Annotated in this window: 12 protein-coding genes and 1 riboswitch; of the genes, 7 read left to right on the top strand and 5 right to left on the bottom strand. The window is 71.4% G+C overall.

What is annotated here, in order from left to right:
* Positions 1 to 47: 47 nt before the first annotated feature.
* From F4558_RS24075 to F4558_RS24055, 5 genes are all read left to right on the top strand, one after another.
* Entirely contained in the window at positions 48 to 356 is a 309-nt protein-coding gene (locus F4558_RS24075; protein WP_053658909.1) for a WXG100 family type VII secretion target, read from the top strand.
* Between the two features lie 26 nt (positions 357 to 382).
* Entirely contained in the window at positions 383 to 661 is a 279-nt protein-coding gene (locus F4558_RS24070; RefSeq protein ID WP_053658911.1) for a WXG100 family type VII secretion target, read from the top strand.
* 83 nt (positions 662 to 744) lie between these two features.
* Entirely contained in the window at positions 745 to 2217 is a 1473-nt protein-coding gene (locus tag F4558_RS24065) for a S8 family serine peptidase (protein ID WP_082377621.1), read from the top strand.
* A 40-nt stretch (positions 2218 to 2257) separates the two neighbouring features.
* The gene (locus F4558_RS24060; RefSeq protein ID WP_167946067.1) at positions 2258 to 2821 is read left to right on the top strand and encodes a WXG100 family type VII secretion target; all 564 of its coding nucleotides are present in this window, start codon (positions 2258 to 2260) and stop codon (positions 2819 to 2821) included.
* Positions 2822 to 2838: 17 nt separating this feature from the next.
* Positions 2839 to 4182: a WXG100 family type VII secretion target gene (locus tag F4558_RS24055; RefSeq protein WP_167946066.1), complete on the top strand. Its 1344-nt coding sequence runs from the start codon at positions 2839 to 2841 to the stop codon at positions 4180 to 4182.
* Between the two features lie 119 nt (positions 4183 to 4301).
* Here F4558_RS24055 and mycP read toward each other — a convergent pair whose 3' ends face one another.
* Together mycP and F4558_RS24045 are read right to left on the bottom strand one after the other, a co-directional pair.
* Positions 4302 to 5462, bottom strand: coding sequence for a type VII secretion-associated serine protease mycosin (mycP, locus tag F4558_RS24050; RefSeq protein WP_231640163.1), 1161 nt, complete (start codon positions 5460 to 5462; stop codon positions 4302 to 4304).
* 126 nt (positions 5463 to 5588) lie between these two features.
* Positions 5589 to 5930 carry a helix-turn-helix transcriptional regulator gene (locus tag F4558_RS24045; protein WP_167946065.1) on the bottom strand — a complete coding sequence of 114 codons (342 nt, stop codon included), beginning with the start codon at positions 5928 to 5930 and terminating at the stop codon, positions 5589 to 5591.
* Between the two features lie 203 nt (positions 5931 to 6133).
* On the opposite strand from F4558_RS24045, the gene F4558_RS24040 reads away from it, so the two are divergent.
* Positions 6134 to 6862, top strand: coding sequence for a carbonic anhydrase (locus F4558_RS24040; protein WP_167946064.1), 729 nt, complete (start codon positions 6134 to 6136; stop codon positions 6860 to 6862).
* Between the two features lie 83 nt (positions 6863 to 6945).
* Here the strand turns inward: F4558_RS24040 and F4558_RS24035 are convergent, their stop codons facing one another.
* Together F4558_RS24035 and F4558_RS24030 are read right to left on the bottom strand one after the other, a co-directional pair.
* A complete protein-coding gene (locus tag F4558_RS24035) occupies positions 6946 to 7965 on the bottom strand; it encodes a coiled-coil domain-containing protein (protein WP_053658923.1) in 1020 nt (339 codons plus the stop codon).
* 4 nt (positions 7966 to 7969) lie between these two features.
* A riboswitch (cyclic di-AMP (ydaO/yuaA leader) is annotated at positions 7970 to 8100 on the bottom strand.
* Between the two features lie 166 nt (positions 8101 to 8266).
* Complete coding sequence (locus F4558_RS24030; RefSeq protein WP_167946063.1) at positions 8267 to 9604, bottom strand: YibE/F family protein; 1338 nt, start codon at positions 9602 to 9604, stop codon at positions 8267 to 8269.
* 312 nt (positions 9605 to 9916) lie between these two features.
* On the opposite strand from F4558_RS24030, the gene F4558_RS24025 reads away from it, so the two are divergent.
* A complete protein-coding gene (locus F4558_RS24025; protein WP_167946062.1) occupies positions 9917 to 12028 on the top strand; it encodes a heavy metal translocating P-type ATPase in 2112 nt (703 codons plus the stop codon).
* A 60-nt stretch (positions 12029 to 12088) separates the two neighbouring features.
* Here F4558_RS24025 and F4558_RS24020 read toward each other — a convergent pair whose 3' ends face one another.
* Positions 12089 to 12385, bottom strand: a complete 297-nt coding sequence (locus tag F4558_RS24020) for a metal-sensitive transcriptional regulator (RefSeq protein ID WP_053658928.1) — start codon at positions 12383 to 12385, stop codon at positions 12089 to 12091.
* Between the last annotated feature and the right edge of the window lie 99 nt (positions 12386 to 12484).

The following is a 12484-nucleotide window of genomic DNA, read 5'->3' as shown; positions in this document are numbered from 1 at the left end:
GGGGCGCGGCAAAGCCGCCGCCACAACATGACGGAAGGGTGTGAAGCATGGCGTTCGAGGTCGAAGCTGCGACTCTGCATACCGCCGCGAGTGACGTGCGGTCTACGCGTAGCGAGGTCGACGGCGAGCTGAAGAAGCTGTGGAACGTAGTCGACGACCTGGCCATGGCGTGGAAGGGTCAGGCGTCCACGGGCTTCCAGTCGCTGATGACGCGTTGGAACGAGGACACCGTCAAGCTGCTGACCGCGATGGATGACATCGCGGACCTGCTCGACAAGTCGGGTACGACGCACCAGGTCAACGACGAAGAGCAGCAGCAGATGCTGGACAAGTTCCACTCTGCTCTCAACCCGTGATCCCGTAGCGAGCAGAGGAGGAAAACATGGCGATCAAAGTTGACTACGCGGTCCTCGAGAGCAGCAACCAGCAGATGCAGGCCATCTCGAAGACCATCGACGAGAAGCTCGACACGCTGCGGTCGATGCTCTCCAAGCTCGAGTGGGACGGCCAGGACCGCGTCGCCTACGAGCAGCACCAGGCGAAGTGGGACCAGGCCGTCCGGGACATCAACCGGGTCCTGAACGAGATCGGTGGTGCCGTCGGCATCGCCCGTGAGAACTACGTCTCCACCGAGATGAGCAACTCGAAGGTGTGGGGCTGAGACAATCGCCGGTGCGGCTCCGGTCCGGTTCGACCGGGCCGGAGCCGCATTGCGTTGGCGTCGGCACAGGTTCTGGGAGAGCGATGCGTACGGGGAATCGTTTCCGATCGGCCCGGCTGGCGGCTGCGGCCGCAGTGGCATTGTGTGCCGCGCTGGTTCCCGCCGTTGTCGCACCGGCACCCGCTCGTGCCGCCGACACGGTCCGGGGCCTGCAGTGGTATCTCGACTCGCTGAAGATTCCCCAGGCGCAGAAACTCACGCAGGGCAAGGGCGTCGTGGTCGCCGTCATCGACGGTGGGGTGGACGCCAGCCATCCAGACCTTCGCGGCCAGGTACTGGCGGGGCACGGTGTCAACGCCGCCGCCGCGCCGGACGGGCGACGTGACGACGACCGGGAAAAGGGGCACGGCACGTCGATGGCCGGCATCATCGCCGGGCGTGGTGGTGACCAGATGCGGCAGTTGGGCATCGCCCCGGCTGCGAAGATCCTGCCGGTCTCGATGGGTGCCCGGTTCAACAGCGACGACGTGACCCGCGCCGTCCGGTGGGCGGCCGACGCAGGTGCCGACGTCATCAACCTCTCCGTGAGCATCGGTGACGGTGCGCCGCCCCCGGATCTGGCCGACGCGATCACCTACGCGTTCAGCAAGGACGCGGTGCTGGTGGCCTCCGCCGGAAACGTGGAGCAGGGTGATCAGCGGGTCACCTCGCCCGCAAACATCCCCGGCGTCATCGCCGTGTCCGGTCTGGACAAGCGGGGCAACTTCTTCGCCGGCTCGGTGCGCGGCCCGGAGACGGTGATCGCGGCACCGATGGAGAGCATCATCGGGCCGGCACCCAAGGCGGTCTCGTCCAACGGCTACACAGTGGGCAGCGGCACCAGTTCGTCAGCCGCCATCATCTCCGGGGTGGTGGCGCTGGTCCGCGCCAAATATCCGCAGCTCGACGCGGCAAACGTCATCAACCGCCTGATCAAGACGGCCCGCGACGCCGGGCCGGCAGGCCGGGACCAGCAGTTCGGCTTCGGCGCGGTCGACCCGGTCGCGGCGCTGACCCGCTCGGTGCCAGAGGTGACGGCCAACCCGCTGCTGGAGGGCGCGACCGAGCCGACCCGGCCCGGTGGCGCCGCCCGGCCCGACGATGACGAGGGTCCGGCTGTCGAGTTCGGGGTGTCGAACAAGGCCGGCGCGATCGTCCAGGTCGTGCTCTGCGTGGCCGTGCCGATTGTCGCGCTGATCGTCCTGCTGGTGGTGCTCAGGCGCCGCAAGCGGCGTACCCCGGCCGTGCCCGGCCCGTCTGCCGGCGCACCCGGGTCGCCGCCGCCCGGCTGGCCTGCGGGCCCGGCCGGCTGGCAGAGCCCACCGGGGCACGTCGCGCCGCCGCAGCCCGTTCCGGGGTACGGTCCGCCGCCGGCCCAACACGGTCATCCGCCGCCGGGCTATCCGCCGCCGGCTGGCCAGCCCGCACCGGGCTATCCACCGGCCGCGCCGCCGCCGGGCGGACCCGGATGGCCGGGCACGGGCCAGGCGCCGCCGCAGTCCGGCCCACAGCAGTAGTGAGCACAGACCACCAGTCAGGGTTTCGGGGAGGGGACCGATGACGGACGACAGGACCAGCCAGCCGGAACGGTTCAAGAACGACGACATGTACATTCCGATTCCGGTCGGCACCACGCCGGTGTCAGGCCTGGCGTTGACCGGCTTCGAGATCGACAACGTCAACCATGCCGCCACGCCGGAGGGTCTCGTCACCGCGCCCGGCGAGGCCGGCGTCAAGACCGAGTGGGACGCGAGCAGCCTCGATTCCGCGATCGACTGGCTGGAAACCCACGCGGCGTACCTGAACAAGCTCACCTACAAGATGGTCGACATCCAGGACCTGATGGGTGGTGCGGCCGCGGGCATGGCGGGTGGGGCCGGCGGCCAGGCGAGCCCGCTCGGTGGGTTCGAATGGGCGGGCCGGTTGGCTGCCAAGCATCAGGGGCTCTACCGGGACACCGAGGCTGGTGTGCAGAGGCTCGCCCAGAATCTCTACGACGCGGCGGAGGCGTTGCGTCAGGTCAAGCAGAACTACGAGACGGCGGAGGAGCAGAACAGGATGTCCGCCCTCGACATGCAGCGGGTCTTCGGTGACGTGGCCGGCCGCGGCGACGGCCGTTAGGACGGGGAGGACGGCAAATGGCTCTGAGCTGGGAAGAGATGTGCCAGAAGGTCGTCATTGACGGCCGGCCTGGTGACGTGGAGAGCGCGGCGCTCGGTTGGGAACAGCTGATCAAGAACCTCAACAACGTCAAGCAGAGCCTTGAAGCCAACATCAAGGACCTGGGCGCGACCTGGAAAGGTCCGGCGTACGAGGAGTTCAAGGGTCACGTCGAGCTGATCGCCAAGGACACGGGTCAGCTCGTGGCGGACACCGAGAAGGGCGGCGGCATCGTCCAGTCGCTCAAGGCCGCCGCCGACAGCCTCAGCGCCGCCCAGCGGGACTTCCCGATCCCGGCGACCTGCGTCAACGACGTCCTGGAGGCGCGCAACGCCAAGCTGACCATCGGGGTCGGTTTCTTCGAGGCCAAGGTCTCGCCGGACTTCCTCGGCTGGCTCGACCCGGTGAGTGCCGTCGCCGACTGGATCAACGACCAGTCCAAGGACGCTGCCGAGGTCTATCAGCGGGTCAGCGGCGAGTACCAGACCATCGCCCCGAACACCCCCGGTAATGCCTTGCCCGGTGACACCGCGGACCCGACCCGTCAGCAACCGAATCTGGGTGGTGGCGGTGGTGGCGGCGGCGGTGTCGGTGGCGTGCCGAACATCGGCGGCGGCGGGCCCGGCGGTGGTCTGGGCGCCAAGCCCTCGATCAGCGGGGCGAGCCTGGTACCGGAGACGGGCAACCTGCCCGTCGGTTCCGGCATCCACCCGGCCTTCTCGGGCGAGCCCGGCACGGGCGGCTACCCAGGTGTCGGTGGTGTCCCCGGCACGGGCGGTCTCGACGAGGAGTACAGCAGCGGCCTCGCGGGTGCCGGCGGCGGCGTGCCCGGTCTCGGCTCTGGCGGTGGTGGCCTCGGTTCCGCAGGCCTCGGCGCCGGCGGTGGCGGTGGCGGCGGCGGTCTGGGCAGCGCCGGGGCAGGCGGCGGCGTGCTCGCCGGAGGTGGCGCGCTCGGCCGAGCGGTCTCCCCGGGCATGGGCCCGATGATGGGCGGCGGCGGTGCGGCGGGCGCCGGTCGCGGCGGAGGCCGGGGCGCGGGCGGCCGGCTCGGCGCGGGCGGCAAGCCGGGCGGCGGGATGATGCCCGGAATGGGCGGCGTCGCCGCTGGTGGCGGCGGTGCCGGTCGGGGCGGTGCCGGTCGCGGCGCGGCGGGTGCCGGTGCGGCCGGTCGGGGCGCGGGTGCCAGAGGTGCCGGCGGGATGGCCGGGATGGGCGGCGGTGCCGGCTACGGCGAGGACGACACCTCACGCAACACGTGGCTGGAGGAGGACGAGGACGTGTGGGGTGCCGACGGCGGGGGAACCTCCGGCATCCTGCGCTGAACGTCTGGACGCGACGGTGCCGATGCGGTTGACCGCATCGGCACCGTTTCCTGTTCGACGCCGGCCAGTGGCCGGCGACACGGTGGTCTACTCGCTCCGGGACAGCTGATGGACGTCGTTCAGCCGGTGACCGGCGTGTCGGGACGTCGGCCGGGGCGCCAGCCGCGTCGGCGGCCCCGCGCCACGATCGGTCGCGCGATAAGCAGCAGCCCGGCGAGCAGACCGCCGACGACGGCGGCCCAGAGCGCGACGGTGCGTTGCCAGCTCAGCGGGTCTGCCGCGTTGTCGGGGGCCGGGAGCGCGTCGGGCGGCGGGTCCGAGCGGGTGCCCAGCAGGCTCGACACCGCCCGGTACGGGTTGACCACGCCGAAGCCGACCTCCGCGTTGTGCCCGTCCGGCGGGTTGTCAGCGGTTCGTTCCAGCCGTTCGGCGACCTGTTCCGGTGTGAGGTCCGGGTGGGCGGATCGGACCAGCGCGGCGACGCCGGAGACGTACGCGGCGGCGAAGCTTGTGCCGCCCGTCGGCTCGGCGCGGTAGCCGGCCCCGCCCGGTGCCGGGCCGACGATGTTCAACCCTGGCGCGGCGACGTCGACGTACGCGCCGCTGACCGAGGTGCCCACGTGGCCGCCCTGCTCGTCCACACCGGCGACAGCGATCACCCCGGGATACGCGGCGGGGTAGGCCGGTTTGTCCTCCTGCTGCTCCTGCCGGTTTCCGGCTGCGGCGACCAGCACGACCCGCTTGGCGAGGGCGCGTTCGACGGCCTTCGCCAGCTCGGGGCGGGGCAGTGTCACCAGGGAGAGGTTGATCACGTCGGCGCCGTTGTCGACAGCCCAGTCGATGGCCGAGGCGATCTGCCCCGGTAGGGCTTCGTCGTTTGTGCCCTTGGCATCCGGCAGGACCCGGATCGGCAGGATGCGGGCCCCCGGGGCGATGCCGCTGAAGGGTGCCCCGGTGCCGTCCCGGCCGGCGATGATGCCGGCCACCATCGTGCCGTGACCGACAAGGTCGCACTGGCCCTGGTTGGCGGGCAGACCGTTGAAGTCGCGCCCCGCGAGGACCTGACCCTTGAGCAGGGGGTGGATGGCGGACACCCCGGAGTCGATCACCGCGACCGTCACTCCGGCGCCCCGGGAGAGGGGCCAGGCCGACGCCGGGTCCAGTCGGCGCAGCCCCCACGGGATCTCCACCAGGCCGTCCTCCCCGGCCGGGCCGCAGGTGGGCGGTGCCGCGACGGCGGGGGAGGCGGGGACCACCAGGGCGGTGCCGAGCAGGGCCACCAGCGTTCCACTGAGGACTGCTCGAACGCCACGGCGTAATCCCGTGGTCGCGCTGGACGGCAGGCTTTGGCGCACCCGCAGAGATTACCGCCGTGCCGCATCGGGCAGCGTCCCGGCGGGGATCGGTCACGGCTGGTGTGCGGCGTCCTCGGTTGGCGCTTCGGCGAAGAGCGCGAGCAGGTCACCGACCTGGCGGTACGCCTCGGCGGGGTGCCGGAACCGGCCGGCCGGGTTGAGGGTGTACTCGTTGCGGCGCCCGACCCGCGTGCGGTGCAGGTAACCGCCCGCCTCTAGGTCGGCGACGATGGCCTGGGCGGCGCGTTCGGTGACGCCGACCTCGGCCGCCACGTCCCGCAGCCGAGCGGTGGGATCGCGGGCGATGGACAGCAGCACATGCCCGTGGTTGGTGAGGAATGTCCAGTTCCGGCCGCTGCCTGTGCTGCCGTCGGCTGTCGCCGTGCTCGCCATCGTGGGACCGCCTCTCCGGTTGCCCGCCCTCGCCTCGCGCCTGTCGCAGGCGGGTCGAGCCGGGCCAACGTATGAAATCTATATCACGCATATCTTGACGCATCTTCTGGTGCGTGTGAACGTGGAGCCCGAGCCAGCGCCCGCCGCCGGGCCGGTCGACGTGCGGGTTGAGCAGGTCAAATGCATGGAGACGAGGTGCGGGGATGAGCCTTTCCGCAATGCCCGGTAGGCAGCCGGGTCCGCAGCGGGCCACCGATCAGGCACCGGCGCTCACCGAGCCGTCACGGGCGTACGCCGAGCTGGCCGACGGTAACCGGCGCTTCGTCAGCGGTGCTCCACGCCACCCCAACCAGGGCGCCGAACACCGGGCCGCTGTGGCCGACGGGCAGCACCCGTTCGCGGTGATCGTCGGCTGTTCCGACTCCCGGCTGGCTGCCGAGATCATCTTCGATCGGGGCCTGGGTGACCTCTTCGTGGTCCGTACGGCCGGGCACATCGTGGGCCCGGAGGTGCTGGGCAGCGTGGAGTACGCGGTGACAGTGCTCGGCACCCCGCTGGTGGTGGTGCTCGGTCACGACTCCTGCGGTGCCGTCCAGGCGGCCCGCGAGGCGGCCACCACCGGCACCGCACCCGTGGGGCACCTGCGCGCGGTGGTCGACGCGGTGCTGCCCAGCCTGCGGCGCGCCACGACCGAGGGTGTGGACGACATCGACGGCATCGTCGACATCCACATCGCGCAGACTGTCGAGACGCTGCTCGGACAGTCGCCGGTACTGGCCGAGGCGGTGGAGCAGGGCCGTTGCGCGGTGGTGGGAATGTCGTACCGCCTGGCCATCGGTGGGGTGCGTCCGGTGACCGCCGTGCCGGTCGGCGCCGCGACCCTCGACGTGCCGAGCGTCCAGGACGGCCCGGCCGCGACCGCCGCCGCCTGACAGGACCCGGACCGCCGACCCGCCACGTGCGACGAGGGCCGCCCCGCGTGCTGCGGGGCGGCCCTCGTCTGCGGTACGTGCCGTCAGAGCAGTGACATGTGGACGTGGTCGGTGTGGTTCGACGGTCCGCTGTACGAGCTCCACCCGGTCGCCGGGAACCAGATCTGCCGGTTCCAGATCACGTAGTAGATGCCGAGTCGGTCGGCGTTGCGGATGAGGAACGCGGCGACGTTGTTGCCGTACTTGCGGGTGTCCTCGTTGTGCCACGGGGAGAAGCCGCTCTTCTGAAGCGACCAGTCGCAGGCGCGGCCCTTCGGGTGCTCCCACGGCCCGCCGGGGCGGTAGCAGCCGACGAACCGGGTGAAGCCGGCCCGCCTGACCTCCTTGTAGGCGTGCAGGGTGCGTGGTGTGACGCAGCCGGAGGTGGTCGGGTCGTCCTCGCTGCACGACTGCGGCTTCCAGTCGCCGTCGGCGGTGCGACCCGGGCCGATCCTCGCGACCGGCGAGGTGGCGTCCACGAGACCGCCTGTGAAGCCCTTGCCGCCGACGAGGGAGAGCGCCTTGTCCGCCTCGCTCTTGCGCTTGGCCATCAGGGCTGTCTGCTTCTGCTGCTCGCGGACCTCCGTGTCGAGGGCCAGCTTGGCCTGCTCGGCGCGGGACTTGACCGCGTTGACCTCGGCGAGCTTCTTCTCGTTGACCATGTTGAGCTCGTCGAGCGCCGCGGCCCGCTTGACGAAGGTGTCGGGGGCGGTGCTGTCCAGCAGCATCGCCATCGCGCCGACGCGGCCGGTGCGGTACGACTGGGCGGCGATCTGCGCGACCTGCGGTTCCAACGCGTCCAGGTCGGCCCTGGCCCGCTCGACCTCGATCGCCAACTCCAGCTGTCGCTTCTTGGATTTGTCCAGCTTGGACTTTGCCGCGGAGTAGTCGCGGTTGGCCTGCTCGATGACGTCGTTGAGCAGCTTCGGCTCGCCGTCCTCCTCGTGCCCGGACGGGGTGGGGGTCGTGGGGGCGGCATGGGCCGGTACGGGCCCGGCGAGCACGGTCAGTGCGGCGATCACGGCCACCACAGGTGTCAACCAGCGGCGTAGGGGTGCCGTCACAATGTTCCCTTCCGTCGACCGCCGACCGGGTTAGCTGACGGGTTCGGGACGGAAGTGGCCCCTACCGCTGGCGCGGATTCACCCCAGGTACCTGGGTCCCCGGCTCGCCGGTTGGCGATTGGGCGGTGGCACCGCAGGCGCCGCTTCGCGCCTTCATCGGTAACCGGCAGCGAGGTTACCCGAGAGTCGGCCGGGTGAGCTACGCCTGGATGCCCACCAAAAGCGTCATATCGCCATGGCGTTGAGTGACCAGTGCTGCTGTCGTCGGGGCGAGGGCCCGATCTGGTCACGCTGAGGAGTGTCACCATGCCGTCTTCGTGCTCCTGTCCGGCTCTGGCCACTGGTCGGTGGCGGTGGATGGGGGTGGGGTGTGCTCGGGGTCGGGCCGGCCCGCGCGTGGACGGCTGAGGGCGGCCAGTACGTCGGCTCGCTCCGGTCGCGGCCGGGGCGCGTCGCCGGTCGGGGTCGACCCGGCGGCGGTCACCAGGGCGGCCAGCCCGGTGGTAAGCGGTACGGCGGCGATCAGGCCGAGCGTGGCGACCGCGCTGCGGACGATCTCCTGCGCCAGGAACTCGCTTGTCAGGATCTGTGTGATGGGTCGTGTGTCGGCGGTGAGCAGGAGCAGCAGCGGCAGCGAGGCGCCCGCGTACGCCAGGACGATGGTGTTGACCGTGGAGGCGATGTGGGCGCGTCCGACCCGCGTGGCCGCCCGGTAGAGCTGCAACCGGCTCAGCCCCGGGTTGGCGTTCGCCAGCTCGGTGACGGTGGCGGCCTGGGTGACAGTCACGTCGTCGAGTACGCCGAGTGAGCCGATGATGATTCCGGCGAGCAGCAGGCCGTGCAGGTCCACGTCGGCCTGGAACATCGACAGTGTGGTGGCGTCCTCGCTGCCGAAGCCGGTCAGGTTGGTGGCGGCCGTGGCGATGGTGGCGAGCACGCCGGTGAGGATCAGGCTCCCCAGGGTGCCGAGGACCGCGACCGAGGTCTGTGCGGTGACCCCGTGGGTCAGATAGAGCACCACGAACATGATGAGCGCGGCGCCGACCACCGCCACCAGCAGCGGTGACCCACCGGCGGCGATGCCCGGCAGCACGAAGGTGAGCAGGATGGCGAAGCTGGCCGCCAGCCCCGCCAGCGCGGCGAGGCCCCGCCACCGGCCGAACGCGACGATCGCGGCGGCGAAGACCACCGCCAGCCACAGCAGCGGCGTTCCCCGCTGGTGCTCGGCGATGTTCCAACTGCTGGCGGCGGGATCGGTCGGGTCGGTCAGCTCGACCATTATGACGTCGTCGCCGACCTCGACCCGGGGTGCGCCCGGCCCGGCGGGAATCGGGGTCTGGACCTGCTGGCCGGCGTTCGGCCCGTCCTCGACGCGGACGTCCACCGTGCCGCAGGGTCCGGCCGACGGGCCGCCCTCGGGTGTCGGCGCCGGCGGGCAGGGTTCGGTAACCACCCGGGTCACGGTGCCGTGGTACCGCGGCACGTCCGCCCCGCCATCGGTCTGCGGCGACCCGTCCCGTGGCCAGAGCACCACCGCCGCGAGGACGGTGGCCACGAAGAGCGGCACCACCGTCGCGACGAGGATCCGTCGCACCCGCGGCGGGGCGGGTGGCGCGGAATGGCTGTGGTCGGAACCCAATGCGAGACTCCCAACGATCCGGTGCGAAGTACGTGTCAGCGGAGCGGTCGGTTCACCGTCGACGGGGGAAACGCCGCGGGAAGCGCGCCGGATCGTCGCCCGGCGATCGTCCGATCACGGACGGTCAACGTCCGGCCCGGTCGACGGGAAGCGACGCCACGACATGGTGGCGTCGCAGCCTGACTGCGTGGCGGCGTATGGAGGCTCATCCTGGGAGATGCTATCCAGCCCGTATCGGGGCGGCAGATCGTGACGGGGTGTCGGATAAGCGAACCGCTCGCGCGGCAGCCCTCGGCCGGGCATGTTTGAGGCATGCCGCCTCTGTCACCGCCCGACCCCGACCGCAAGCGGCACGGCATCCCCGCCGCACACACCGGGCATGACAAGCACGCCGGGCATGACAAGCACGCCGGGCAGAACATGCACGCCGGGCATGACAAGCACGCCGGGCACGATCCGGCGATGTTCCGTCGCCGCTTCTGGGTCTGCCTGGTGCTCACCATCCCGGTGGTGGTGACCAGTCAGCTCGTATCGGATCAGTTGGGTCTGAGCTGGGACTTCCCCGGCCGGTCCTGGCTGGGCCCGGTGCTCGGCTCGGTGGTGTTCTGGTGGGGTGGCTGGCCGTTCCTGGTGGGCGCGGTCCGGGAGGTGCGGGACCGGGCGCCGGGCATGATGCTGCTGATCGCGATGGCGATCACAGTGGCCTACACCGCGTCGCTGGCTACCAGCGTGGGTGCCTTCGACCTGGACTTCTGGTGGGAGTTGGCAGCGCTGGTCACCATCATGCTGCTCGGGCACTGGCAGGAGATGAAGGCCATCGGGCAGGCCCGGGGCGCACTCGCGGCACTGGCCGCGCTGCTGCCGGACGAGGCCGAGCGGGTGGCCACGGACGGGCAGGTCGAGGCGGTGCCGGTGACCGACCTGCGGGTGGACGACGTGGTGCTGGTCCGCCCGGGGGGTCGGGTGCCGGCGGACGGTCGAATCGTCGACGGCAGCGCGGAGCTCGACGAATCGATGATCACCGGCGAGTCGCGGCCGGTCGCGCGGTCGGCGGGCGACCGGGTGGTGGCCGGCACCGTGGCCACCGACTCGGCGATCCGGGTACGCGTCGAGGCGCTCGGCGAGCAGACCGCGCTCGCCGGCATCCAGCGGATGGTCGCGCAGGCGCAGGCCTCCGGTGGCCGCGCGCAACTGCTTGCCGACCGGTTCGCCGCCGCGCTGTTCTACGTGGCCACCGGCACGGCCGTGCTGACAGTGCTGGTCTGGACGGCGCTCGGCCGGCCCGACGAGGCGGTGATCCGCGCGGTCACCGTCCTGGTGATCGCCTGCCCGCACGCGCTCGGGCTGGCCATCCCCCTGGTCGTCGCGCTGTCGACCGCGCTGGCCGCGCGGTCCGGGATCCTCGTCAAGGACCGGTTGGCGTTGGAGCGTATGCGCACGGTGGGCGCGGTGCTCTTCGACAAGACCGGCACCCTGACCCGGGGCGAGCACGTGGTCACCGACGTGGTGGTGGCACCGGGCACCGACCGGGACGAGGTGCTGCGCATCGCGGCGGGCGTCGAGTCCGACAGTGAACATCCGTTGGCCCGCGCGATCGTGTCGGCGGCCGGTCGCGCCGGCCCGGCTCCGGCTGCCGGATTCCGGTCGCTGCCGGGCCGTGGAGTGCAGGCCACCATCGACGGCGCGGAGTACGCGGTGGGCGGGCCGGCGCTGCTGCGGGAACGGGGACTGTCGCTTCCGGCGGACGTGGAGGAGGCGACCGGGCGGTGGTCGACGCGAGGTGCGGCGGTGCTGCATCTGGTACGGCTGCCGGAGACCGTGCTCGGCGCGTTCGCGCTTACCGACGAGGTACGTCCGGAGGCCCGTCGGGCCATCGACGAGCTGCGCGCCGAGGGTGTCCGGACGATCGCCATGATCACTGGTGACGCCCGTCCGGTGGCGGAGGCGGTCGCGGCGGAACTCGGCTTCCGGCCCGGAGTCGACGAGGTTTTCGCCGAGGTGCTGCCTGCGGAGAAGGACAGCCGGGTGGCCGAACTCCAGCGGCGGGGGTTGACAGTGGCGATGGTCGGCGACGGGGTGAACGATGCGCCGGCGTTGGCGCGTGCGGACGTGGGCATCGCCATCGGTGCGGGCACTGACGTCGCGATCGAGTCCGCCGGGGTGGTGCTGGCGTCCTCGGACCCGCGTGGGGTGGGTGCCGTGGTCCGCCTGTCCCGGGCGTCGTACCGGAAGATGCGGCAGAACCTCGCCTGGGCGGCCGGCTACAACGTGGTGGCGTTGCCGCTGGCAGCGGGAGTGCTGGCGGGGGCCGGTGTGGCGTTGAGCCCGGCGGTTGCCGCGCTGCTGATGTCGGCGTCCACCATCGTGGTGGCGCTCAACGCACAGTTGCTGCGCCGGGTCAGGCTCGGGCCGGCAGCGGACTGAGGGCCAGCGGCGGGCTGAGGGCCGGCAGCGGGCTGAGGGCCGGTAGCGGGCTGAGGACCGTCAGCCGCGCTTCATGAGTCGTCCGACCGCCGCCATCATCTCGGTGGCCATCTCGTCGGCCCGGCCCTCGGCGGCACCCTCGTGCATGCAGTGCCGGGCGTGCCCGTCGAGCAGGCCCAACGCCACCTTGTCGAGTGCGGCCTGGATCGCGGAGATCTGCGTGAGCACGTCGATGCAGTACCGGTCCTCGTCGACCATCTTCTCGATGCCCCGGACCTGCCCCTCGACACGGCGGAGCCGGGTGAGCAGCTGGTCCTTGCTGGCGGTGTACCCGCGGATCGGGGTCGGTGTGGTCATGGCGACCAGGATAGCTTACCCCTGGGGGGTATGGTACTGTCGCTCTCGCTGATACCCCCACCGGGTACCGGTACATCACAAACGCACGGGTCCGCCTTC

The sequence above is a fragment of the Micromonospora profundi genome (assembly GCF_011927785.1).
GTDB lineage: Bacteria > Actinomycetota > Actinomycetes > Mycobacteriales > Micromonosporaceae > Micromonospora > Micromonospora profundi.
This window is presented reverse-complemented; position numbering and strand designations above follow the sequence as displayed.

What these genes read in the sequence shown, in the direction of transcription:
- F4558_RS24075 (WP_053658909.1), top strand. Translation starts at nt 48, where the DNA reads ATGGCGTTCGAGGTCGAAGCTGCGACTCTGCATACCGCCGCGAGTGAC.
- F4558_RS24070 (WP_053658911.1), top strand. Translation starts at nt 383, where the DNA reads ATGGCGATCAAAGTTGACTACGCGGTCCTCGAGAGCAGCAACCAGCAG.
- F4558_RS24065 (WP_082377621.1), top strand. Translation starts at nt 745, where the DNA reads ATGCGTACGGGGAATCGTTTCCGATCGGCCCGGCTGGCGGCTGCGGCC.
- F4558_RS24060 (WP_167946067.1), top strand. Translation starts at nt 2,258, where the DNA reads ATGACGGACGACAGGACCAGCCAGCCGGAACGGTTCAAGAACGACGAC.
- F4558_RS24055 (WP_167946066.1), top strand. Translation starts at nt 2,839, where the DNA reads ATGGCTCTGAGCTGGGAAGAGATGTGCCAGAAGGTCGTCATTGACGGC.
- F4558_RS24045 (WP_167946065.1), bottom strand. Translation starts at nt 5,930, where the DNA reads ATGGCGAGCACGGCGACAGCCGACGGCAGCACAGGCAGCGGCCGGAAC.
- F4558_RS24040 (WP_167946064.1), top strand. Translation starts at nt 6,134, where the DNA reads ATGAGCCTTTCCGCAATGCCCGGTAGGCAGCCGGGTCCGCAGCGGGCC.
- F4558_RS24025 (WP_167946062.1), top strand. Translation starts at nt 9,917, where the DNA reads ATGCCGCCTCTGTCACCGCCCGACCCCGACCGCAAGCGGCACGGCATC.
- F4558_RS24020 (WP_053658928.1), bottom strand. Translation starts at nt 12,385, where the DNA reads ATGACCACACCGACCCCGATCCGCGGGTACACCGCCAGCAAGGACCAG.